General features: G+C 43.9%; 21 protein-coding genes and 1 other RNA gene. 1 reads left to right on the plus strand and 21 read right to left on the minus strand.

Going from position 1 to position 24,093, the window contains the following annotated elements:
• Positions 1–440: 440 nt before the first annotated feature.
• The 12 genes from DXB83_RS09175 to DXB83_RS09230 all read right to left on the minus strand — a co-directional run bounded on the left by DXB83_RS09175 (position 441) and on the right by DXB83_RS09230 (position 14,829).
• Positions 441–1,673: an ABC transporter permease gene (locus DXB83_RS09175; RefSeq protein ID WP_055226878.1), complete on the minus strand. Its 1,233-nt coding sequence runs from the start codon at positions 1,671–1,673 to the stop codon at positions 441–443.
• Positions 1,674–1,697: 24 nt separating this feature from the next.
• Positions 1,698–2,363, minus strand: a complete 666-nt coding sequence (locus DXB83_RS09180; protein ID WP_055226876.1) for an ABC transporter ATP-binding protein — start codon at positions 2,361–2,363, stop codon at positions 1,698–1,700.
• 31 nt (positions 2,364–2,394) lie between these two features.
• Complete coding sequence (locus DXB83_RS09185; protein WP_055226874.1) at positions 2,395–4,071, minus strand: ABC transporter ATP-binding protein; 1,677 nt, start codon at positions 4,069–4,071, stop codon at positions 2,395–2,397.
• A gap of 20 nt (positions 4,072–4,091) precedes the next feature.
• Positions 4,092–4,985 carry a leucine-rich repeat domain-containing protein gene (locus DXB83_RS09190; RefSeq protein WP_022463281.1) on the minus strand — a complete coding sequence of 298 codons (894 nt, stop codon included), beginning with the start codon at positions 4,983–4,985 and terminating at the stop codon, positions 4,092–4,094.
• 6 nt (positions 4,986–4,991) lie between these two features.
• Entirely contained in the window at positions 4,992–6,401 is a 1,410-nt protein-coding gene (locus tag DXB83_RS09195) for an ABC transporter permease (protein ID WP_158554998.1), read from the minus strand.
• 141 nt (positions 6,402–6,542) lie between these two features.
• Complete coding sequence (locus DXB83_RS09200; protein ID WP_055226872.1) at positions 6,543–7,586, minus strand: DUF1611 domain-containing protein; 1,044 nt, start codon at positions 7,584–7,586, stop codon at positions 6,543–6,545.
• Positions 7,587–7,588: 2 nt separating this feature from the next.
• Positions 7,589–8,995: a Cys-rich peptide radical SAM maturase CcpM gene (gene ccpM / locus DXB83_RS09205; protein ID WP_055265672.1), complete on the minus strand. Its 1,407-nt coding sequence runs from the start codon at positions 8,993–8,995 to the stop codon at positions 7,589–7,591.
• Positions 8,988–9,254 carry a hypothetical protein gene (locus DXB83_RS09210; protein WP_055226866.1) on the minus strand — a complete coding sequence of 89 codons (267 nt, stop codon included), beginning with the start codon at positions 9,252–9,254 and terminating at the stop codon, positions 8,988–8,990. The genes ccpM and DXB83_RS09210 overlap by 8 nt, the downstream gene beginning before the upstream one ends.
• 458 nt (positions 9,255–9,712) lie before the next feature.
• On the minus strand, positions 9,713–10,852 hold the full coding sequence (locus DXB83_RS09215) for a hypothetical protein (protein WP_055226864.1): 1,140 nt from the start codon (positions 10,850–10,852) through the stop codon (positions 9,713–9,715).
• Between the two features lie 682 nt (positions 10,853–11,534).
• The gene (locus DXB83_RS09220; RefSeq protein WP_055226862.1) at positions 11,535–12,224 is read right to left on the minus strand and encodes a CvpA family protein; all 690 of its coding nucleotides are present in this window, start codon (positions 12,222–12,224) and stop codon (positions 11,535–11,537) included.
• A 12-nt stretch (positions 12,225–12,236) separates the two neighbouring features.
• A complete protein-coding gene (locus DXB83_RS09225; RefSeq protein WP_118697497.1) occupies positions 12,237–13,433 on the minus strand; it encodes a DUF5711 family protein in 1,197 nt (398 codons plus the stop codon).
• Positions 13,434–13,521: 88 nt separating this feature from the next.
• Positions 13,522–14,829 carry a LysM peptidoglycan-binding domain-containing protein gene (locus DXB83_RS09230; RefSeq protein ID WP_243108897.1) on the minus strand — a complete coding sequence of 436 codons (1,308 nt, stop codon included), beginning with the start codon at positions 14,827–14,829 and terminating at the stop codon, positions 13,522–13,524.
• 200 nt (positions 14,830–15,029) lie between these two features.
• Here DXB83_RS09230 and yyaC point away from each other — a divergent pair, with 200 nt between their 5' ends.
• Complete coding sequence (gene yyaC / locus DXB83_RS09235) at positions 15,030–15,617, plus strand: spore protease YyaC (RefSeq protein ID WP_055226856.1); 588 nt, start codon at positions 15,030–15,032, stop codon at positions 15,615–15,617.
• A gap of 91 nt (positions 15,618–15,708) precedes the next feature.
• On the opposite strand, the gene DXB83_RS09240 is transcribed toward yyaC, so the two are convergent.
• The 9 genes from DXB83_RS09240 to ffs all read right to left on the minus strand — a co-directional run bounded on the left by DXB83_RS09240 (position 15,709) and on the right by ffs (position 23,940).
• Entirely contained in the window at positions 15,709–16,650 is a 942-nt protein-coding gene (locus DXB83_RS09240; RefSeq protein ID WP_055219295.1) for a transketolase family protein, read from the minus strand.
• The gene (locus tag DXB83_RS09245) at positions 16,638–17,477 is read right to left on the minus strand and encodes a transketolase (protein ID WP_055219293.1); all 840 of its coding nucleotides are present in this window, start codon (positions 17,475–17,477) and stop codon (positions 16,638–16,640) included. The genes DXB83_RS09240 and DXB83_RS09245 overlap by 13 nt, the downstream gene beginning before the upstream one ends.
• A gap of 109 nt (positions 17,478–17,586) precedes the next feature.
• Positions 17,587–18,240: a fructose-6-phosphate aldolase gene (gene fsa / locus DXB83_RS09250; RefSeq protein ID WP_022463272.1), complete on the minus strand. Its 654-nt coding sequence runs from the start codon at positions 18,238–18,240 to the stop codon at positions 17,587–17,589.
• A gap of 280 nt (positions 18,241–18,520) precedes the next feature.
• Positions 18,521–19,624 (minus strand): LacI family DNA-binding transcriptional regulator, encoded by a 1,104-nt coding sequence (locus DXB83_RS09255; protein WP_022463271.1) that lies wholly within the window; start codon positions 19,622–19,624, stop codon positions 18,521–18,523.
• Between the two features lie 2 nt (positions 19,625–19,626).
• A complete protein-coding gene (gene recR, locus DXB83_RS09260; RefSeq protein WP_055219289.1) occupies positions 19,627–20,223 on the minus strand; it encodes a recombination mediator RecR in 597 nt (198 codons plus the stop codon).
• Positions 20,223–20,576, minus strand: a complete 354-nt coding sequence (locus tag DXB83_RS09265) for a YbaB/EbfC family nucleoid-associated protein (RefSeq protein ID WP_022463269.1) — start codon at positions 20,574–20,576, stop codon at positions 20,223–20,225. Before DXB83_RS09265 ends, recR begins: the two co-directional genes overlap by 1 nt.
• A 33-nt stretch (positions 20,577–20,609) precedes the next feature.
• Positions 20,610–22,259 (minus strand): DNA polymerase III subunit gamma/tau, encoded by a 1,650-nt coding sequence (gene dnaX, locus DXB83_RS09270; RefSeq protein ID WP_118697498.1) that lies wholly within the window; start codon positions 22,257–22,259, stop codon positions 20,610–20,612.
• A 143-nt stretch (positions 22,260–22,402) separates the two neighbouring features.
• Positions 22,403–23,482 (minus strand): 6-phosphofructokinase, encoded by a 1,080-nt coding sequence (locus DXB83_RS09275; protein ID WP_022463267.1) that lies wholly within the window; start codon positions 23,480–23,482, stop codon positions 22,403–22,405.
• A gap of 195 nt (positions 23,483–23,677) precedes the next feature.
• An RNA gene (ffs, locus tag DXB83_RS09280) (signal recognition particle sRNA large type) lies at positions 23,678–23,940 on the minus strand.
• Positions 23,941–24,093 lie beyond the last annotated feature (153 nt).

Below are 24,093 nucleotides of genomic sequence, written 5' to 3' on the forward strand. Positions count from 1 at the left end.
TCGAGGATGTGTTTCACTGTTTAATTATCAAGGATCTTTGCTGTTCCGACTCGAATCAGCTCATTTATTTTATCACAGAGCTTTTCGTTTGTCAAGAACTTTTTTAAATTATTTTTCGAAGTTCTTTTGAACTTCCCGGGAACGTTTTGTTCCCTGCTGTTCTCTCGATCAGCAACTCATTTATTTTATCAAACTCATTCGCTTTTGTCAAGAACTTTTTTCAAGTTTTTTTGAAGTAGTTTTGCAACCCGCGGCAGCCACCCGGCTCCGAACTAGGTTTTTCTGTTTCAAAAGAACTCATTCACTGTAGCTCTCGCTGACAGCTTAGTTATAATAACACCCCCGAAAGCAAAAGTCAACACCTTTTTTCGAATTTTCTTATTTTTAGAAAAATACGGTCAATTCTGCATATTCAGTATTTTATCTGACTATTTCTTTTTTTACTCCATCATCAAAATCTTTTTCGGCTGATATCGTACAATCTGGTATACCATAACCATAGAAGAAGCCAGCACAACCCCCATTCCACAAAGATACAATATTATAATCTGCTGTGTCTTAATTGCAGCCTGCACACCGTTCGAAAGATCTACAGCTATTTTTATCACATTCGCCAAAGGATAAGAAAAAATTACCCCCGCTGTAATTGCCAGCAATACCGGGCAAAAAGATTCCATCAACATCTGCAGCATAATCCGCATCTTTGTTTCTCCAACAGAAAGAAGAATGCCAATCTCAAACATGCGATCCCGCAAATTCATAAGAATCAAAAAACTTAATGTGATAGTTCCAAGGATTACGGAAACTATCACCATGAGATTCGAAATCCCTGCCAGGCTCTTCAGGCTGTCGGCCACCGCTTTATAAGCTGAAACATTTACCGTATAGTCCATATCATATTCTTCTTTGATATATTCCGGCATTTTTTTCGCATCTTCAGCAAACGCTCTTCCTTCTTCCGGGTCCTTCAACTGCAATGTAATTTCTTTTACATTATCATTTTCATTCATCTCATAAACTGGTGTATCCAGGGTATAGATAGCATTTGCTGGGTTATTATATACCACATTTCCACTGTAAGCTGCCTCGTTCGTACTGTAAATACCACTGATTTTAAATGTATACCGCTCCTTTGTGTATGGTGAAAGAACAGCTATGGTATCTCCTATTCCCAGTCCATTCCGTTCCGCAATCCCATCACTGACTACCGCTTCTTCTGCATTCTGCGGTACATGTCCCGAAATCAGTGTAACTACAGAAGAAACAGAACTAAAATACTCGACAGGATCAGATGATCCCTCCACATAAATATTTTCTGTTCCATTTTCTTCCTGTCCGTCCATAATTTCAGCTGTAAAGTTATCCGCCAGAGCAGCTGTCACCGTATTACAGCTGCCAAACCGAATTCTTTCATCAGCGCAGAGTTCCAAATATTTTTGATGTGAAATCGAATTCACACCGCGCGGCTCTTCACTGTATATCTGACGCTCATTCGATACAAGCACGCTTCCTCCGATGCTCGTCCGAATCTCCCATATCCGTTCCCGACTTGCCGCGCGGATACATAAGCCAAACAGGATCAGGATGGATAAAATCAGGAAACTTAAAAACATCAGAATTGTATTTTTTTTATGATAAGAAATACTGCGAAATGCTCTTTTGATCCAGTTCATAAAAACTTTCCCTCCCCCTCATGTTTAATCCTGCAATTTTTTCTTTTCCAGCCGTACCACCACATCTGCCTCCGCGGCAAATGCTTCCGAATGTGTAACTGCTATTACACATTTCTTATCTTCATGAGCCAGCTCTTTGAAAATTTTCACAATGCCAGCCGCCGTATCAACGTCCAGATTTCCCGTCGGCTCATCCGCAAGAATCACCTCTGCATTTGTCGAAATCGCACGCGCAATCGCTACGCGCTGCTGTTCGCCTCCTGAAAGTTTATTGATATTGCGGTTCATCTGATCTTCTGTAATTCCCATTCGTGTCAGAAGTTCCCGCGCCCGTTCTTTTTTGTTTTTAATCGGATTTGACGTAATTTCCATTGCCGCCAGCACATTCTCCAGCGGGGTCAGATAAGGCAGCAGATTATACGCCTGAAACACAATTCCAATCTTGCTGTTTCGATATCTTGTATAGCCAATTTCCCGGATATCTTTTCCTTCAAAGCACACGCAGCCGCTCTTAGGTTCTTCCAGCGCACCCGCCAAAGTCAGCGTCGTTGTTTTCCCCGATCCAGAAGGACCAACAATCGTGTAAAGAGTACCCTTCTCAAATGAATAGCTGGCTTTATCCAAAATATCAATTCTCTTTCCGCCGCTCTCGTAAAAATAGCTTACCTCTTTTAATTCCAGTTCTGCCATATTGTTCCTTTCTACTATAATCTAGTCGCCTCTACATTTTTCCAGTTCTCACTTCCGTAAGAAACCCATCTTTTACCAAATATACTTTATCAAATTTTTCCAGTTTATCATAATGATGTGTAATAAAAATCACAGATTTTTCCGGCATTTCTTCTGTTATAATTTTATAAAGATATTCATTGGCTTCTACATCAAATCCACTGGACGCTTCATCAAAAAGCATAACCGGCGCATCTTTCAATAGTGCCCGTGCAACCACAAGCTTTTGTCTTTCTCCTCCTGAAAGAAATGCTCCATCATCTCCTATTTGTGTTTTTTCTTTTTCTGGAAAACGTTGCAAGTATTTTTTCACGCCACTTTTCCTTAGTACCTCATTCAGTTTTTGTCTGTCTGCTTTCCCCTCCAAATCTATATTCTGCACAATGTCCCCCAAAAACAACGCTGATTTCTGACTCACAACAGAAAAAAGGCTTCGGTATTCTGATAATTTTAGCACTTTTATATTTTCACCATTACATAAAATTTCTCCTTCTTCCGGTTCATAAAATCGTAATAGTAATTCCAAAATTGTTGATTTTCCACTTCCATTTTTTCCAATAATAGCCACTTTTTCTCCCGGCTCAAGTTTAAAAGATACTTTCTTTAACACTTCCCTATCCTTTGTATACTGAAATCTCACATTTTTAAATTCTAATATTGGCGAAATCTCTTTTTCCACTCTTTTACTTCCACTTCGTTCCTCTTCCATATTCAAAAATGTATAAAGTCGTTCAGCGGACGGTTTGACACTTGCAAAATGCATACGCAGATCAATTAAACTATTTACCGGTCTTGTAACATAACTAGAATAAGAAACAAAAGCAAAAACTGAACCTATGGAAATTTTTCCCACGAACACCAAATATCCACCAACTAAATAAATAAGAATTGTTACACCCCACTCTAAAACAGCATCCCCAAAAATATTCCATGTCTCAATCATGGTTCCTTTCATTTCAACCGCTAACGATTTACAAATCTGTTTTAAAAATTCGCATTTTCTTAATTCATATAGATTCCACAATTTAATTTCTTCCACAGTATTAATTGTATCGCCAAGCCATCCTCCAAATTGTTGCTCAACTTGAATATACATTTTCATGTTTTTCTCACGCTTTTTAGCAAGACATTTTACTAACACGTATTTCACTGGAATTACTATCACTACAATGCATAACAGTTCAGGACTCAACAGCATAAGTCCAGCAAGTCCACTAATTACACGAAAAACATACGAAAAGCTCATCACTACATATCTATCTGTCATAGACGCAACCTGAGATACATCGCATTGTAACATTTGCACTATTTCCATACTATTTTTCATTTGAAAATAATGTTTTTTTAAATGCAATAATTTTCGAAATACATTGCAATACAAGTTCTTATAGAATGAATTATGTATTTCTGCAAAAGTTTTTGCCTGCACAACTTCAATCATTAAATATACCAGCACACAAACAAATAAACCGGCTACTCCATTAACAATTTGGGGCATATTTTTTTCGAGTATTCCGATGTCTGTGATCTGTTTTATCAATAATGGTTGCAGAAATACAGTTACTGTAGAAACAATAGTGCTTATACTCAAAATACCTATTTCTTTTTTATATTTGAGTAACTCTTTTAAAAAATATAAACATTTATTATTCTCTATTATTTTCTTCATTGTTCACAAATATAATATTTTTAATCCTTTAAGCAAACACTGATTCCTATTAGTCCAACCATACACACCCCAAGAAATATGTCCATCCAGACTATTTTCCCACTTTGCTTTTCTCCACTCGAAGGAGCCTTAAAAAATACTTTTTCAAAGCCTGTATCATTTTTATCAAAATATTTTTGTCCTATAACCTCTTCTTTCGTTTCATTCTCCTTCTTCTCAAGCCAATACTGGATCGAAATTTCCTGCATTTCTTCACCACCATATTCGGCTCTTTGATTATCTTTTGCAAGTTCTTCCGCTATTTTTCCGCCAAAAATCTTCATCGCACTATCTTGACTTTCTTCATAGGGTTTTCCAGCTCCCAAAAATAAAAATTGTCCTACTTTCTCCACGCTATCTGGAATCCGTATTTTTGACAAAGAAGAGCAATACATAAAGGCATTATCACCAATGCTCTCTAAACCATCATAAAAATAAATCTGTGTGATTCTAGTTCCCTGAAATGCGCTTTTTCCTACCTTTTTTAGTGTTTTTGGCATTACAATGCTGATAAACCCAGCAGTTGTATCACTGTACTGACCATCTTCCGCAAAGGCAGATTCCCCGATTTCAACAATGCCTTCGGATATCTGCACTGCCCGAAGATCCGTTTTTCTCAAAAAGCAGGAATCTCCGATTCTCGTCACTTCTTTCCCACCTACTTCTTTCGGTGTGACAATCACGCTTTCCGTCCCGATATAGTTTCGTAAAGTTACAGTTTCATCTTCTTCCACGCTATACTGGTAATCTCCCTCTTGGAGCCAGTCTGCCTGTAGCGAAACCTGTGTCGTTCCAGATTCCACTGCAAAAACGTCTTCCCGCCATACCAGCACCAGAACCATCGCTACGATCATTATCATTCTTTTTTTCTTCATGAACACCTACTTTCTGTCCAGCAATATAGATGCCGGGCTTTCTCTAGTTATTTTGCCGACTTGCAGAATTAATATCAAAAGGAAAAGATCTAAAATACCAAGAATCATCCCCGTCATGATTTTCCAGTTCCACTCAATGGACAAATCCGTATCAACAGTTACTCCCGTTGATTCATACGCAGCTATTTCGCTTGTCGGGAGCGCGTTTTTAATATTTCCCGACAGATCTTCATTTTCCTGCTCCACTTTCTCAGCCTGATTCGAAATCATCCGATCTGCGAAATACTCTGCTGTTGGTGTCGCACACAGCGCCGCAAAAACCAGGGCAATCAAAACCGGAACCAAATTCTCCAAAACGAACTGTCCTAAAATCCTTTTTCTGTGTTCCCCCATCGAAAGTAAAATTCCAATCTCACGTTTTCGCCCTTTGACTGACAGGCTGGTCAGAATGCCGAACAGTAAAATTCCGGCAGTCACAAATCCTACGATCATATATCCTATCAGACGATTCAATTTTTCAACAGGTTTCGCAACCATCTCATACCATTCCTTGTTTCGAATCAACTGATAGGACCATTCTCCAGATTCCAAATCCTGCTGTGATATTACCATTGGCTTTACGCTGGAACGTATTCCATTTTCATCGGTCTGTACAACATCATCCACACTTCCTATTTTTATTTTGTTTTTTGTTTCTTCTATGAATGGTTCAACTGATTTTGTATCTTTCAAATAGACCGTAACTGTATTAAATCCCACATTTTGAATTTTTAATGCTTTCATAGAATACTCGCAGAAAATATCCAGTGGAATAAAAATTAAATTATTGTGCCAGTCATTCACAACGGAATCGGACTGATAAACCTCTGGAGTTCTGTAAATGCCTCGAATTTTGAAACTAATTTCTTCCGGGGCACTTACTTTATAGTATTCGATCGTTCCCTGCTCCATTTTATATTTAACAGTATCGCCCACATGGAGATGATTTTTTTCGGCGTATTTTTCTCCTACCACAGCTTCGTATTTGCCCCGTTCTCCGTAGCTCAGTCCGCTTCCTTCCACAATCCTGTAACCCTTTGCCAGAAAATAGGTATCGTATGCGCAGTCCAGTGTTCCAACAGCCGTCATCGTATACATGCCTGAATCTTTCAGATAACCTTTTAGGCGCTGTTGTGTCTCCTCGCTGATATATGTTTCCGTATCCACCGGATCAAGCCAATATGTTCCCGCTTCCATGGTGTACCCCTGAACATAATTGCTGTCAATGAACTTTTCTACGATTGCGGACGGGATCGCATATACAGTACATGATTTTCCAGCTTCTCCCTCGGCCGGCCCGCGCAGAGTAATAGAGTTGGCCAATGTTTCCTGTGCTCTTTTCACTTTATTTCCACTTGCAATTCCAATCATCAGCATAGAAAATATCGCCAGGAAAAGTACTAAAAACAGTATGATATACATCAATGTTTTCGCAGGAGTACTTCTTAATTTTCTGCTTGCTCTTTTCAACATATTCTTTCTTCCCCCTATATATTTCAAAATGCGACAAGCTTATGTTTAATTTTCAAGTGTCCAAATAATCCTATCGCTCAATTTTTCTATTTGAGAATCACTTTTAATATCAACAACTGATATTTTTTTCAAATGCTCAAAATCCCTTTCCTTGTCAATTAATTTTAAAAAACACATCTTTTTTTGTTCAAAACTCGCATCCATATCAATTGCAAATTCTGATATTCCAATATCATTAATTGTAATATCATATCTTTTTTGAACCTCATCTTTAACATGACTAATAAACGCTTCTTCATAGCGCATATATGGTAGCATCAAAACACTATAATCTGGTTCTATTGCACACATAAACAATTGTGTAGTAATGCCAAAATCATTAGAATATTGTGGATTAAACGAGAGACATGCTCCTGGTATCCCAACAATTACAATATCATAATCTTGTTCTAACCGCTTTACAGCCGCATTTATATTTATAATTATCTCTTCATTCCTATTTTTCCCATTTAAATATTTCTTTTCAAAGCAAAATGTATCTTTCCCAATTAATCCATTTAATCCAGAAACAATTGCTGCAACTTTATATCCTTTTTGTTTCAAACATTTTTGCAGTTCTAATTCCATTTTCAATTTTCCACTATTTTGTGTCAAACCCAAAACGCAAATAACCGGAATATTTATCTTTCTTACTCTTAAATCGTCACACTTTTTTTGAATTTTTAATTTTTTAGCAACAACGACATTTTCATAATGCTGATCTATCTCTAAACTGTTCCTGATATTATTAATAGAAACTATCGTTATGGATTTCTGCTTTGCTGTTTTCACCACGCTCTTTATATATTCAGGCGATGCATCGTGCCAACTTTCAAGAAGAATTAACACTTCACATTCTTTTATAATATTACCTATTCCCTCCTCTATTATTATCTCACTACCATCACAACGTTGAATTTTTTTCCCGCAAAGTCCCCATGCTTTTATTGAAGCAATATGCATAATTTCACCATATCTACATTCATGTATGTTCTCAAATAGTGTTATACTTTCTTGATCTACCGGAAATATACCTACTCTTTTTAACATTTTCATTCATACTCCTCAAATTTATAACCAAGTTCTTTTAAAGTACAGTAATTTTTCATTGCCTCTTCAAATCCCCCTCTAACCTTCCAGCAATGTTTTTCTATTTCTTTATTTGAAATATTTTTAGTGTCATCTGCACATGCTATACAAATTGTGCAATGTTGATATGCCCAACAATCCTTACACCGGTCTTGCGAATATCGTTCTATATTTAGCAAATTTAACACTTTGTTTTTATCTATTCCTTTTTTTATATCACCTATTTTGGAAACTTCTGATATTTCACTCACTCGCTCACACGGATATATATTTCCTTCTGCTGTTACAAAAATTTTTTTCGCGCCTGGAATACAGGGACCACTATGATGATTTACCTTTGAAATCTCTTCTTGCATTTTTTCCTCATGTTGTTTAATTTCTCTCATTTCATTATCAAATTCTTCTTTTACTGCTCTAGCCACAAATTTTTCATTAATTCGTTTTAATTTTGAAAGAAAACATTTAAAATATTCATATTCCTGTTCTTCAACAAATTCTCCGCTAAATTCACATTGTTTATCCGTATAATTATCATTCAAAACAGATATTCTACTCAAATTTTTCGAAATCAGCCTATCTTTATCCAAAAACTCATATATTGTTCTTAACTCATTTTGGGGATCTAACACTGTGTTGAAAGACACATTTTTTTTATAATATTTTCTGTCCATACTATATATCATTTTCATGCTATCTCTCAATTTTTCAAATGATCCTCTATTACTTCCTGCAAATATTCTATTTTTATCGTGCACTTCTTTAGGCCCATCCAAACTAAACATAATTTGTATATTATTTTTAATAAAATACTGAACAATTTCTGGTGTAAACAACGTTCCATTAGTGGTCAAATTAAAATGTACCGTTCTTTGGCAATATTCTCTCTTCACATACTCAACTACTTCTTTTATCAATCTGAACATTAATAATGGCTCTCCGCCATAAAATGATATATATATGTCTTCGCTAGACATCGAATGCCCATACAAATAATCTACTGCTTCTTTTGCAGTTTCCCAGCTCATTTCTTTTTGACTATGATTTCTATTTTTGTAATCACCAGAATAAACACAATAACTGCAACGCAAATTACATTTTTGTGTCACTTGCAAAACTAACTGATTCATTCTATTTTCTAAATAAGATTCTAAAAAGTCCGTAGCAAAATGTTTTACCTCTTCTACCCGCGTTCTTTTCAAATATCCTTCATTTATTAGCTTTTCTATTTCTCTTTCCGCTTTTTCATCCCAAATATTGTTTTCCAAAAAATTATATGTTTCGAAAGACACCTGAATAATTTTATCAGTATTCACATCATATACATAATATTCTTTTGCAGTTTTGAAACAATGAATAAATGGTTTATGCATGTTCTTTTCCTCTTGTTTTATATGCTATTTCTTTGTTAATCAATTTTATTATGTCATCAAATGTATCAAATTTTCCAGCCACAATATCTTTTTCCTTAAAATGAATATCAAATTCTTTTTCTAACTCCACATATACATTTATCAAATCTCTTGCGCTGAATTTTAGATCATTTCCTAAAAGCTTTTGATTTTTCCAGTCTTTTTTCTGTTCTAAATTTCTATATTTCTTTAATATATCTTTCACTTTTTCTTCTATCATTTCTATTCTCTTTCATCAAATCTACTATTGTCAGCATTTTTACTCTACAACAAACATATCAACATTTTAACAAACGCTATTTCAAAGGATCTATAATACTTCTAGCCATATTCTTAAACGATTTTTTATAATGCTTAAATCAACTTTTAAACTTATCCTCTAATTAAAATGAGGACTACCACTAATTAACACTGTAGCAACCCTCATCTTTCTTACATTTTAGTGATTAGCATTAGATCCAAATACACTTGTGTATAACTGATTCTGCGCCTGAGCTTTCTGAACATAGGCAGACCCACACGTAGAAAAGCATGTGCATGAACACGGTCCATTTGCATAAACACTCACATTATTTCTTCCCTTATGTTCTTTCTTTTTAAGCGTTTTCTTCATTTGAATACCTCCCTTCGAGCATAATTTTATTACCCATTGCGATCGCAAAAGTAATCCAGTAAATTTTAGTCGTCTAAAAGTTGCATTATTATCCATTTATATGCGTTATAACAATTTTCAAACTGCATTTGCTCCATCCTTGTTTTCACATTCCATCCTTTTTTATCAAAAACCTCAAAATCTATCAAACTATTACTTTCAAATATATTTTTATCCGTTTGAATAATAAGCACATCTGGATTGTATATTGTATTTACTGCCATTATTAACGTCTCTGTCACATTCCCATGCGTATAAAATTCTAATGGAATTTCTGCCACGCAAGACTCTTTTAGGTTCTTTTCTGATGTTAATACTATACACTCATAGTCTTCCTTCCCAAAACACTCATATAACAACTTTGCCCCAATAACAGTACGTGTTAAAATTATCGGAATTGACCACGCTTTATTATTCACAATCCCATTCCATTCCAATTCTTTTTCATAGATACATTTGTTTATATGATTCATAATAAATTTTTTTGCATCTTGGTATGAACCTTTTTTATTTTTCCTTAAATAACATATCAAAAGCACAGTAATAATCGGAGCTGCAAAACTATTTGATTTGTATTCTTTCCCAACAATCTTCTTTAAAACGTCATCAAAATTTAACTGTATCGAATTCATTTCCGAAAAAGGAAATGATTTAGACACCGAAATTTCTTTTTCCTGCAATTTAGCAATATAATTTCTTACCCCGAAAACCCCATCAAAGCATGCCGGCCATGTAGGAAAGTTTGTATTTGATAGCGCTGCACATAATATCATTTTATTAGAAACCATTTGTTTTATAATATTTTCTATCTTTTTTGCATCTATATAATTTGTTGTTCCAACACTCATATGCACAAGTTTTATCTTTTCTTTTAAGCACCATTCTAACGCCGCTTTGAATGAATCAATGCTACCTCTTTCCCCTGTTTCCATAATTTTTATAGAGATAAATTCTACCTCTGGGCAAAAATATTTGATGATACTATAACACTTATCGCCATGTGTTAGTTTATATCTCTTTCTAAACAGATTATCTTTTTTTTCAGAATTGCACAAAACAACTTTTTTATTCTCATCAACATAGTATTCATTCTCACTCAGAAACAGTCCCCCTGCTGTCCCGTCATCTATAATTACATATTTTCCATCGTTTTTTTTATTTTTCATATGCAAATAGTCTTGTTCAGCTTTTCTTTTTCGTCTACATACTTACATTATATCTATATTTCTTCTTTTTTCAATGTGCTTTTTGTACATATTTTCAGTTTTTATTCATTATAAATTCACATAAATATTTTTTTCACAAAAACATGTAATTTTTTTTATATAAATACGTATATTTATAGATATTTCTTTTCATATCAGTTCAACCCCCATATTTTCCACAACTCTCAACTTTTTCCACTAATATCCTATTTGTTCTTTCATTTCCATTCTTATCCCCTTCTATCTAGCAGATTCTTCCGCTCTCAACTTCAGAGAAAAAGCGGTCGGCGTGTGGGCGGCGGATGCGGTGGGAGGGGAGAAACGTGCCGGGGCGCGGGGCATTGATTTGGGTGGGAGCGGAACCTGACGCGGACGGGACGGAACGGGGGAGATGAAATCCGGCTCACAAAGCCGGATTTCAAGAGACACTGAGTCGGGAAAACATCAGTTTTCCTGACGAATTGTCTCGGTGCTCCCCCGTTCCGTCCCATCCACGCCAAGGTCTCCGCCCCACCCAAATCACAGCCCCGCACCCCGGCACGTTTCTCCCCTCCCACCGCATCCGCCGCCCACACGACGCCCGCTTTTCCTCGTCCCCCCTCCCACCAAAAAACGGCCCCACAAGGAACCGTTTTTTCTCATCTTATAATACATTCTTCAACAGCATCAGCACCGGATTATTCTCCCGAATCCATGCCAGCGCCATATCGCCCTGGATCTGCTTCATGCATACATTCCCCCAGTGTGTCGCCTGAAAGCAGTACACCACCGCAAAGAAAATCCAGATCCACAGCACCGCACGCACGACACCAAGTCCTGCTCCTCCCATGCGGTTCAAAAAGCTGATCCCCGGAATCTCCGCAATCAATTCCACAATTTTCACCGCAATCGTCACGAAAACAACGGCAAGCACCAGCGTCAGAAAGAAAGCAATCCCTTTCATAATCTTTTCCGATACCGCCTTCGCCGCGTAGGATGCCAAACTGTGCAGCTGTTCCTCCTGGTACTCCCGCACCGCGCCGCTTCCGAGAATCTGGTTCACCAGCTCCTCCGGCACGCCCATGCTCTCCAGCCATTTCTTCTGCACATCCTGGTTTTCCCCCGACAGAAATTCATTGTTTTCAAATGTCTCTAAACATTTCTTCTCCACATACTGCGGCAGCTCCGTCCGCTCATTCAGCACATCCGTCACATACGGATTCATCCAGATCGCCAGTCCTGTCACCAGAATCAGGGACACCATGGACAGCACTGTCCGGACCAGCCCCTTTCGATATCCAGCCAGCGCGGAAAGAATACACACCGCAAGTAATACGTATCTCAGCCAATTCATGTTTTTCTTCTCCTATTTCAGCCGGATCATCGAAACGCCGTCCTCCTCCGCGAGCAGATACCGGTTCTGCCCCATGCCGAGGATCTCGTGAATCTGTGTTTCGCTGACCACGCCGCTGTACTTCTTTCTTCCATTTAAGGTATATACACACAGCTCCTGCCGGTTCGTCAGCAGAATCTGTTTTTCTTCTATCTGAAGGTTCTGGTAATAGAAATCCAGATTTTCATCCGCAAGCTGCTTTCCTTTCAGATTGTAGATTTTCATCCGGTAAGGATGATCGTCACTCTCCCCGCGCAGAATCAGAACCACGCGGTCGTCCGCATACGCGCAGCTTAAAATTTCTCCATCTTCCGATACGCTCACCGTTTCCTTCGGCTTGTTTGTTCCTTCATAAACGCGGAAGCCGTTGTCAAAGAAGGCAACCCATGAGGATGTTCCCGCGGTTTCGATCTGTGGGCACAGCATATCGGTGTAGCTCGATGAGCTTGCAAGATTGTCCACCAGATCCTCGCCCCTGCTTCCGAAATTGTAGAAAGCGACCTGTGATTTCATCTTGCCGCCGTCTTCGTAAGCGTAGGAAACCGCCATCCAGAGTCCGTCCGCAGAAAGTGAGAGATCCATCGGATAGCCCGGGCTGTCCATGTTCGGGTGAGAGGAGGCGATCTCCGTTCCATCGGTATTATAGTATTTGATCCAGCTCTCCCCGTTGTTTTCCAGAATCGCCGCAACGACGCCCTGGCCTGCAATGGATGCTTTCACGATCGGATACGACGCGGTAATTTCGCCGGCCTTTCCATCGGCATCGTATACAACAATTTTGGTTCCGTTTTTATCGTAAATGGCAATTGCATCGCCGCAGGATATCATCTGCGGATTTTCCATGGTATAATGATCGCTCCAGAGGGTCTGATTTTTCCGGTCGCGCAGTTCGATGCCGTCGATACCGTAGCGCACGATCTTATTTCCGGATTTCTGAAACATATACGTATCGGTGTCCTCGGTCTCTGTTGCCTGTACTGTGTCGTATCCCTGAAAAGTACGCAGCTGAAGCCATACCCCTGTACCAATTCCGGCCGCGAGAATGGCTCCTGCAAGGATTCCAACGGTGATCCGGCGTCTGCGTTTTCTTTTTCTGTTTTCTGCTTTATACTCCTCAAGATCCCGGACTTTTGCTCCGTTCTCCTGTTCTTCTCTGTTTTTTCCGTCCATTTTCATTCCCCTTATGTTCTTTTCGGACTTATTTTCTGCCGCCCTTTCGGCCGCAGTTTGATTCCGCTCTAGTGTACCATATTTTTCTCTATTTTGGGAGGTATATTTTCTGCCCCGCATATATGAGATCTTCCACCGCGATCTGGTTCAGTTCGCAGATATCTTTCACTCTGCTCATCGTTCCGTAATATCTCTCACTGATTTTCGAGAGGCTGTCCCCCTTCTGTACGGTGTACTCCTGCCAGACCTGCGCGGCGGTTTCTGCCGTCTCACTGCCGGAAGCAGTTCCCGGGGCGAACGATGGCTCTGCTCCCGGTGCTGGATCTGTCTGCACCGTACCGGTATTGTTCTCCGCTGCACCAGTCTGCTCCCCGCCGGATGTGCTTTGCTCTCCGCTGCCTGCCGGATCCGTTCCGGATAAATTCTGCTCCTCACTTACCGCCGCGCTCCCGCTCTCATTTTCCGTTTCCAGTTCCGTTCCTGTGCTTTCCGGTGTCGAAGTATTTTCCCCTGTGTTTCCCTCTTCCGCCGCTGATGCTTCCGCTGCACTCTCCGCCGTCTGTGTCTTCTCTCCCTGTACGTTTCCCGCCACTGCTACCGTCTGCTCCTTTGTTTTCCCCGGAAACGGCAGCGCATCTCCGTATTTCTGCGTCACCGTCACAAGAAGCGCCGCAGCCGCGCATGCTGTCATCGCATAGAGGATCGGCTTTCTGTGATCGTGTTCCGGCTCCTCCCCGCTCTTCTCCTCAATCATCTTCCGAAAATCGCTGACAGCGCGGTCGGGCACGCTCTCTCCGTTTTCGATCGACCGGTTCTGATTCTGATCGATCAGATACGACTGCATCGGCTCATTCTTTTCATAATAAATGTAAAAGCCTCCCGTGCTCCGCAGGGTGCCGCCCTCGTACGTATAGAAGGTTTCCTCTTTTTCCTGTCCGTTGACGCGGAACAGCGTCTTGTCATTTCCGCCGAAGTGGTTCAGATGCGCTCGGATGATCTGTTCATTCAGATCCTCCCCGTATCCCGGAAGAGAAAGTGCCCAGCCGAGGATCTGCTGGTTTTTGAAATATTTTTCCATCACATCGTGGACCTCCGTCCATACTGCATCATCGAAGACCAGGTGATCCGGCGCCGGCTCCATCGTATGAATCGCGGCCGCGCTGCGGATAAAAAAGTAGGAAATTCCGTCCGCCCACTTAAATTCACCGAACAGCATGGCGGCACGTCCCTCTGGTGCGGAAAAATATTTTTTCAGAAAGGTTCCGACATAATCTTCCAGATAAATCCGCTCCCTGCCGTTCGTATCACCGACCTGGCGGATATTTTTCGGCAGATGAAAGTATCCCTCGTTGCCGTTCGCCTGCTCTTTGTTTTCTTTATAGACAATCTCAATCATGCTTTTCACCCCTTTTTGCCTACTTTATCACGGATGTTCCGCGAAAAAGATCGTTTTGGGGCAGGGCTGTCACGGTTTTTTCCGACTGTTTTCCCGTTTTTCTGCACCGGAGGGCATGTCATGTTTTTTTCATTGCAGGAATAGTTTATACCATATACGGTTAAACTGTGGATGATTCTTCTGAAAGGCAGGTACCGGTCATGTTTCGAAAAAAAGACGCCGAAGTTTACTACATCAATGAGCGAAGCCGCAGCGCCAGCGAAGAGCTGGCGTCGCTGTTTTCTTACTGCATTCAAAAGGACGGACGCATGTTCCGTGAACTGGTATTTCTCTGCATCGGAAGCGACCGGATCACTGGGGATTCCTTAGGACCGCTGATCGGGTACCAGCTTTCGCCGTACTGCAGCCGCATTTTTCATGTCTATGGAACGCTGGATGACCCGGTGCACGCCCTGAATCTACCGGACCGGATTTCGTACATCCATTCCCGCCACCCGGAGGCACTGCTCGTTGCGATTGATGCTTCGCTTGGTTCGCGGCGTCATCAGGGATACATCACGATCGGAAACGGGGCGATCCGGCCGGGCGCGGGGGCAGGGAAGACGCTGCCCGAGGTCGGGGATATTTTTATCACAGGCATTGTGAATGTATCGGGCAGTTTTGAACAGCTTCTTCTGCAGACAACCCGGCTTGCCACGATTTTCCATATGGCGGAATCCATCTCGCAGGGAATCCTGCTCGCCTGCCGGGAACTTGAGGCGGCCGGGACAAGCGAACTTCTGCTTTAAGAAAAACTGCAGACAGCAAAACAGGCAGAGACTGCACCATTTTCCGGTGTGGCCTCTGCCTGTTTTCTTTTGTCATTTATTTCGAAAAATCTTATTTACAGAACTCTTTTACCTGCTCGTAAACGCCCTCGCCGTCGAGTTTGTATTTTGCAAGAAGAGCGGCTGCCGGGCCGGACTCTCCGAAGACGTCCTGTACACCGATTTTTTTCACCGGAACCGGGCATTTCTCTGCCAGTGCATCGCAGACTGCGCTTCCAAGTCCTCCGATCACCGAGTGCTCTTCTACGGTTACGACTTTGCCGGTCTCTTTTGCTGCTGCAACGATCAGCTCCTCATCCAGCGGTTTGATGGTGTGGATGTTGATGATCTTGGCATCAATGCCGTCTGCGGCAAGTTTCTCTGCTGCTTCCAGAGCGGAGCTTACGCAAAGGCCTGTTGCAACGATGGTGACATCCTTGCCTTCACGGAGAACAACGCCTTTTCCGAGCTCAAATTTGTAATCCGGTCTGTCGTTGATCACCGGCACTGCCAGACGTCCGAAACGAAGGTAAACCGGTCCGTTGTATTCATAAGCTGCTTTCACGCAGGCTTTTGCCTCTACATCATCTGCCGGGTTCAGGATGACCATGCCCGGGATGGTTCTCATCAGGGCGATATCCTCGTTGCACTGATGTGTTGCGCCGTCTTCTCCTACGGAAATTCCGGCATGGGTAGCACCGATTTTTACGTTCAGATGCGGGTATCCGATGGAGTTGCGCACCTGCTCAAACGCACGGCCTGCGGCAAACATCGCGAAGGTGCTTGCGAACGGAACGATGCCTGTGGTGGAAAGACCGGCAGCGATTCCCATCATATTACATTCTGCGATACCACAGTCGATGTGGCGGTCCGGATATGCTTTTTTGAACACACCGGTCTTGGTTGCTGCTGCAAGGTCAGCGTCGAGTACGATCAGATTGTCATGCTCTGCGCCAAGCTCAACCAGTGCATTACCGTAACTTTCTCTTGTTGCGATTTTCTTTACTTCTGACATAACGCTTCACCTGCCTTTTCCAGTTCTGCCATAGCAATTGCGTACTCTTCATCGTTCGGAGCTTTTCCGTGCCAGCCTACCTGGTTCTCCATGAAGGAAACGCCTTTTCCTTTTACGGTCTTTGTGATGATGGCGGTCGGCATGCCTGTTACGGTGCGCGCCTCATCAAATGCAGCTTTCAGCTGATCGAAATCGTTGCCGTCCGCTACGTTGATTACGTGGAAGTTGAATGCCTCGAATTTTTTGTCGATCGGGTACGGGCTGTTGACATCTGCTACGTTTCCGTCGATCTGAAGTCCGTTGTTGTCTACGATCACAACGAGGTTGTCCAGATGTTTTGCTCCGGCAAACATGGCTGCCTCCCAGACCTGTCCTTCCTGGATTTCACCATCGCCAAGAAGTGTATAAACACGAAATGCTTTGTTCTGCAGTTTTGCACCGAGTGCCATTCCGACTGCTGCGGAGATTCCCTGTCCGAGGGAACCGCTTGACATATCAACGCCCGGGATATGTTTCATATCCGGATGTCCCTGCAGGTAAGAGCCAAGGTGACGAAGGGTCAGCAGGTCTTCTTTCGGGAAGTAACCTTTTTCAGCCAGTGCTGCGTAGAGTCCCGGCGCTGTGTGGCCTTTCGAAAGTACAAAACGATCGCGGTCCGGATCTTTTGGATTTTTCGGGTCCACGTTCATTTCTTCAAAATACAGATACGTGAAAATATCGGCTGCAGACAGAGATCCGCCCGGATGGCCGGCCTTTGCTGCATGAACGCCGCTGACGATCCCTTTGCGGATCTCATTGGCCGTCTTCTGAAGTTCTAACTTGTTCATGTCTTTTCTCCTTGTTTAGTTGGATCGGAATCAAAAGCTGGAAATATCGCTATTGTTCACTTCGTTCACAATACCATATTTCCAGCTTTTATGCAATCATGTTTAGGTCTTATTCGCCGAATACAGCTTTGTAGTCAGCCTGGAATTTTGCAATTCCGGCGTCGGTCAGAGGATGTTTGGTCATCTGTACGATTACGTTGTATGGAACAGTTGCAATGTCTGCACCAGCCAGTGCGCAGTCGGTTACGTGGATCGGGTTGCGGACGCTTGCTGCGATGATCTCGGTGTCGATGCCGGCTACGTCAAAGATCTCAACGATTTCACGGATCAGATCAACGCCGCGGGTGCTGATGTCATCGAGTCTTCCAAGGAATGGGGAAACATAAGTTGCACCTGCTCTTGCAGCCAGAAGTGCCTGGTTTGCGGAGAAGATCAGGGTTACGTTTGTCTTGATACCCTCTGCGCTCAGAACTTTAACAGCTTTGAGTCCTTCTACGGTCATCGGGATTTTAACAACCATGTTTGGATGGATGGCTGCGATCTCACGGCCTTCTTTGATCATGCCTTCTGCATCTGTTGTGGTAGCTTTTACCTCGCCGCTGATCGGTCCGTCTACGATCTCGGTGATCTCTTTGATGACCTCTTTGAAGTCACGTCCTTCTTTTGCGATCAGGGACGGGTTGGTGGTAACGCCGCAGATAACGCCCATGTCGTTTGCTTTTTTAATGTCCTCTACTTTTGCTGTGTCGATGAAAAATCTCATGTTGTTTTTCCTCCCATATTCATACTTTCGTACGGTTTCGGGGCCTGTTGTTTTCCGCAGAACGGCTCCGTTTTTCTGTTATCTCCAGTATAGATATGTTTGGTTTTTCCGTCAAGTCGGCCTCATTTTTATTAATTAATTTTATTATTTATAAATACTATTTCATAAATTACTCTGGCGGATTTTTTCTCATTTTTTCCGGTTTTTCCTTTTCTTTGTGTTTTCCCGGTTTGCGCCGGAGCTGTTTTATTCAAAATTATTAATAATAATTTCAGCCGTCCTATTTATTTTTTAATTTTTCGGTTCTTGCATACGAAGTGCTGCGCCGCACGATCAGTTTCGGCTCATACTCGACATGATACGTGCTTAAGGGTTCATTGCCGTCCTGGCTTTCCCGAAGAGACTGGATTTTCCGCAGGATGATATCGCACGCATCGCGGCCCTTCAATGGCACATAGTGGTCGATCGTCGTCAGGGAAATCGAGCGGAAGCTGGAATAGACGGTGTTGTCACATCCCACTACGGAAATATCCGCCGGAATGCGCAGTTTGCTCTCGAGCACGGCGTCCATGATCCCGAACGCGATCATATCATTCATGCCGACGATTGCCGTAAGGTTCTTGTCCTCCCGCAGCAGTTCCTTCGTCAGATAATAGCCCATCTTGTACTCAGAATCCATGCTCGGGATCACTTCGTCGAGGTCCTCATCCGCCGATTTGACGATCACGCCGTCGCCGTATCCTGCCTCCTCAAACTCGCGCACAAAGCCTTCCACGCGTTTCAGGCGCTGACCCTGTTTGGAAGTCAGCGGAGGTGAAACAAACGCCACATGCCGGTGTCCCAGTTCCAGCAGGTGGCGTGCCATCAGCCTGCCGGGTTTTGCATTGTTCAGCTCGACCGCATCAATTTCCAGCAGTTCTTCCCGGTTGTTGATGATGACAAGCGGAATCTCCGCGGCCAGCTCCTCCACTTTTTCCTTGCAGCTTCTGCTCGGATTGCAGGTGTAGATAATGCCGCGCGGGCGCACACTCTTCATCATCCGAAGATAATTCTCTTCGATTTTCAGGTCCCTCTGCGTATTGCAGACAAAGACCCCGTAATTCTTCTCTTTTGCAACTTCTTCGATGCCGTGCAGCAGCATCACATAGTAAGGATTCGTCAGCGTCGGACAGAAGACGACGATCAGCTTGTTGCCGTTCGACTCTCTTCTCATCTTCCGCCGCGGAATCTGGTAGCCCAGCTCTTTTGCCGCCGCCTCCACTTTTTCTACTGTTTCCCGCGAGAACGAAACGTTTTCCCGCCGGTTCAGGATCATGGAGACCGTCGCCTGGGATACGCCTGAGGCTGCTGCGACATCACTGGATGTCACTTTTTTTCTGCCCATAATTACAGCTCCGTTCTGCCCTCTAACGCACGCAGAAGGGTGACTTCGTCAATATTTTCCAGATCGCCGCCCACCGGAACGCCGCTCGCAATCCGCGTCACCTTGATGCCGGTCGGCTTGATCAGCTTGCTGATGTACATGGCCGTTGTCTCGCCCTCCAGACTGGAGTTTGTGGCAACAATGACCTCCGAGACATCGCCCTGGAGGCGCTGCATCAGCTCTTTTAACCGGATGTCGTCCGGCCCAATCCCCAGCATCGGGGAGATGGCCCCGTGCAGGACGTGGTAAACGCCGTCGTATTTTCCGGTTTTTTCATATGCCGCAAGATCCTGCGTCGTCTCCACCACCATGATCACGCTGTGGTCGCGCTTGACATTTGCGCAGATCGGGCACAGCTCTTTGTCGGTCAGGGTCTGGCAGCACTTGCAGTACTGGACGTGGGATTTTGCTTCTGTGATCGAATCAGCCAGCCGTTTTGCCTGGTCGGCCGGCATATTCATAATATGAAAGGCCAGTCGCTGTGCGGTTTTCACACCGATGCCAGGCAGACGGGACAGCTGCTCGATCAACTGATTGATGTATCCGCTGTAGTAATCCATCAGAACGGGAATCCTCCGCCCATGCTGCCGAGTCCGCCGGCAAGTTTGCCCATAGCTTTGGCTGCCTCGTCCTCAACTTTGCGCAGTGCTTCGTTGGTTGCTGCCATGATCAGATCCTCGAGCATTTCTACGTCGTCCGGATCTACGGCATCTTCGCTGATTTTAACTTTGGTTACTTCTTTTTTACCGGAAATGGTTACTTCTACGGCTCCGCCGCCTGCTGTCGCAGTGAACTCTTTCTCCTCCAGTGCTTTCTGGTTCTCTTCCATCTGCTTCTGCATTTTCTGAGCCTGCTTCATCAGATTGTTCATGTTGCCCGGCATTCCTCCCGGGAATCCTCCTCTTTTTGCCATGGGTAATATCCTCCTGAAAAATTTGTTTTTAATCTATTCTTCCCCGTCGTCGAAGTCGCTCTCGTCGTCCTCCTCGACCGGGATTCCATGAATCGCCTGCGTCAGTGCATCATCCACGGAAATCGTGGAGAGCGCGGCGTTTGCATGCTGGTCTGCTAAAATGAGCTGGACCTCTACGGTTTTTCCAGTCATCTGTTCAATAATGGTGCGGATCTCATCGGCTGCCTCCGGCCGCTCAACGTAGATGGATGCGAGCTGGTCTGCAAACTCAACAAACAGTTTGGCGTCGCCCGTCTCGCTGTTGTATTTCGGAACGGCGCTCTGCAGAAACTGGCGGAACATGCCGCTTGTCTGGCCGACAATTGCCTTCCAGGACGCGCTGATGCGCTGTAAATCCGCCGGTGCGGCTTTCACTGGTGTCGATGCACTCTGCGGTGTTTCTGCCGCCGCATAGCCGTCTCCGGCCGCTCCGGAGCCTCCTGCACTGCCGTTTCCTGCTCCCGGTGCATTTGTCACCATCATCGGGATTCCACGCTCCATTTTTTCTTCGAGAATCCTAAGCCGTTCCAGCACGGATTCGAGGTTCTGCTCCATCTGCGGTTTACAGAGTTTGACGAGCGCCACCTCAACGAGCACGCGCTTCTGCGCCGCATAGCGGAGCTGGCCGGAGAGCTCGGATAAAACGCGGATATAGTGGATCAGCGTCTCATCGTCTACCATCGTGCTCTCTTCTTTTAAGAGCTTCAGGTTTTCTGTAGAGACGTCGAGCAGTTCTTCGGTTTCATCTGCGCTTTTTACCAACAGCAGATTCCGCAGATACCACGTAAAGTCGGTAACGAACTGTCCCAGCTCTTTTCCGCGGTTTAAAAGGGTTTCCAGCGTGCGGATGCTTCCCGTTACATCCCCGGCGAGGATCGTGCGGAGCATCTGGCTGAAGATTTCGGTATCAACAGTTCCGAGAACTTCAAGGACTTTATCGTACGTCAGCTTCTGCCCGAGGTAGAAGGCGATGCACTGGTCCAGGAGGCTTAACGCGTCTCGCATGGAGCCGTCGCCCGCCTTTGCGACGTAGCGGATGGCTTTTTCTTCGACGTCCACGCCCTCTTTTTCCATCAGTTCACTAAGACGCGCCGCGATGGTATCGATCGTGATGCGGCGGAAATCGTACCGCTGGCATCTGGAAAGGATCGTCACCGGGATTTTGTTTGCCTCTGTGGTCGCCAGAATGAAGATGACATAGGACGGCGGCTCCTCCAGGGTTTTTAAGAGTGCATTGAACGCTCCGGTAGAAAGCATATGCACCTCGTCGATGATATAGACTTTATACCGTCCCTGTGTCGGCCGGTAGGCTACCTCCTCACGGATTTCACGGATGTTGTCGACACCGTTGTTCGATGCCGCGTCGATCTCGATGACGTTCGTGGAAACGCCCGCCAGAATCGCCTTACACGTCGGACATTCGTTGCACGGGCTTCCGTCCACGGGATGTTCGCAGTTGACCGAGCGGGCGAGAATCTTGGCGATCGTCGTTTTTCCTGTTCCGCGGGTTCCGCAGAACAGGTACGCATGACCGATGCGGTCCGCGCGGATCTGATTTTTTAATGTTGTTACAATGTGATCCTGTCCTTTTACATCCTCAAAGGTGGAAGGACGAAATTTTCGATACAGAGCAGTATAGCTCATAAAATTTTTCTCCTTTTATTGCATCGGCATGGAAGCCTGCCGCCGGCAGTTTCTTTTGGACAGCAGTGCAGCAGAAGAACGGAGACCTTGTTCTTCTTGCTTTAAGGCCTCCGTTCTTTTTCCTTGCCTTTTTCGGGAACGCATCAATCGCCGAAGCTGATTCCCATCCGTTTTGCCTGCAGGACTTCCTGTGCATTCGGATCTACGGTCTTTAATTTTCCGGCGCACTCGCCCAGCGGAATTTTCTTTACTTTTCCGTTGACCATTCCGACCATGTAGCCGTACTGTTTGTCCAGAATAAGCTGTGCTGCCTCAGATCCGAGTCTTGTGGAAAGGACACGGTCATACGGACACGGGCTGCCGCCTCGCTGCATGTGGCCCGGTACGGTGACGCGGATTTCCATGCCTGTCTTTGCCTCGATCTCTTCTGCGATCTTGTAGGATACGGACGGGTATTTCTTTGCGATTTCTTCCTGACGTTTTTTCAGCTCTTTCTTCGGAAGTGCTGCGTCTTCTTTTGCAATTGCACCCTCGGCAACGGCAAGAATGGTGAATCCGCTTCCGCGCTCTTTTCGTCTGTTGATGGCCTCGCATACTTTTTCAATATCGTATGGAATTTCCGGAATCAGGATAACGTCTGCGCCGCTTGCGATTCCGGCGTACAGAGTCAGCCAGCCTACTTTATGACCCATAACCTCTACGATAAAAACTCTCTGGTGAGAGGAGGCTGTTGTATGGATGCAGTCGATCGCATCGGATGCAATATTGACGGCACTGTAGAAACCGAAGGTCATATCCGTTCCGTAGATATCATTATCGATGGTTTTCGGAAGATGGATAATATTCAGTCCTTCCTCTCTCAAGAGGTTTGCTGTTTTCTGGGTTCCGTTTCCGCCAAGAATGACAAGGCAGTCCAGAAGGAGCTTGTGGTAGGTATGCTTCATTGCTTCCACTTTGTCCAGACCGTTTGCATCCGGGGTACGCATCAGCTTAAACGGCTGACGTGAGGTTCCGAGAATAGTTCCTCCCTGTGTTAATATACCGGAAAAATCTTTTGCACTGAGCATGCGGTAATCGCTGTAGATGAGGCCTTTATAGCCGTTCATGAATCCATATACTTCGAGATCTTTTACATTGTTTGCAAGGCCTTTTACGACTCCGCGCATGGTCGCATTTAATGCCTGGCAGTCTCCGCCGCTTGTTAACAGACCAATTCTTAACATATGACTTTTCCCATCCTGTTCTTTATTAGATTTTCACGACTGCTTCTTGTTTCTTGGCAGTATTATGGAATGTTTACATTATACCCTATTTTTTTCGTTCTCACAATAGTTCGGGGGGAAGAAAGCGCGGGAGTTTCTATTTTTTGTACGAAAAAAGGAAGTCTGGGGTTCAGGCTTCCTTGGATTTTCTTTTTTATGCGCGCCGCACTTCGAACTCTCACCACAAACGTTACTCCTACAGCCTACTCGGCCCAGGCACCCTCACGGCACACAGGAGATTCCACTTAGTGCTGCTGCATTCCTGCCCTGACACGGTTCATGGAGTCCTGTTGCGTAAGACCCAGACGTCAACGTCACTTATAGAAGGCAGCTTCGCAATGAAAAAGCCCTCGGATTGGCATCACCCCCGCTGTAGCGGATTGCGGGTACAGGGCACCGCTATCTCCCCGGCTGCGCATTGTTTAGTATACGGGATTTCGGAGGGGATGTCAAGGAATTTGTGAATTGAAATATTGGTATAGCACGAGTATAATTTATAGTAAGGCCAGAAAATAACGCAAAAATTCAGTACCGCAGAGTGTGAACGACTGCTTTTTTCATTATTTTCAAGA

The organism is Blautia sp. OM06-15AC (assembly GCF_003481425.1).
Classification (GTDB): domain Bacteria; phylum Bacillota; class Clostridia; order Lachnospirales; family Lachnospiraceae; genus Fusicatenibacter; species Fusicatenibacter saccharivorans.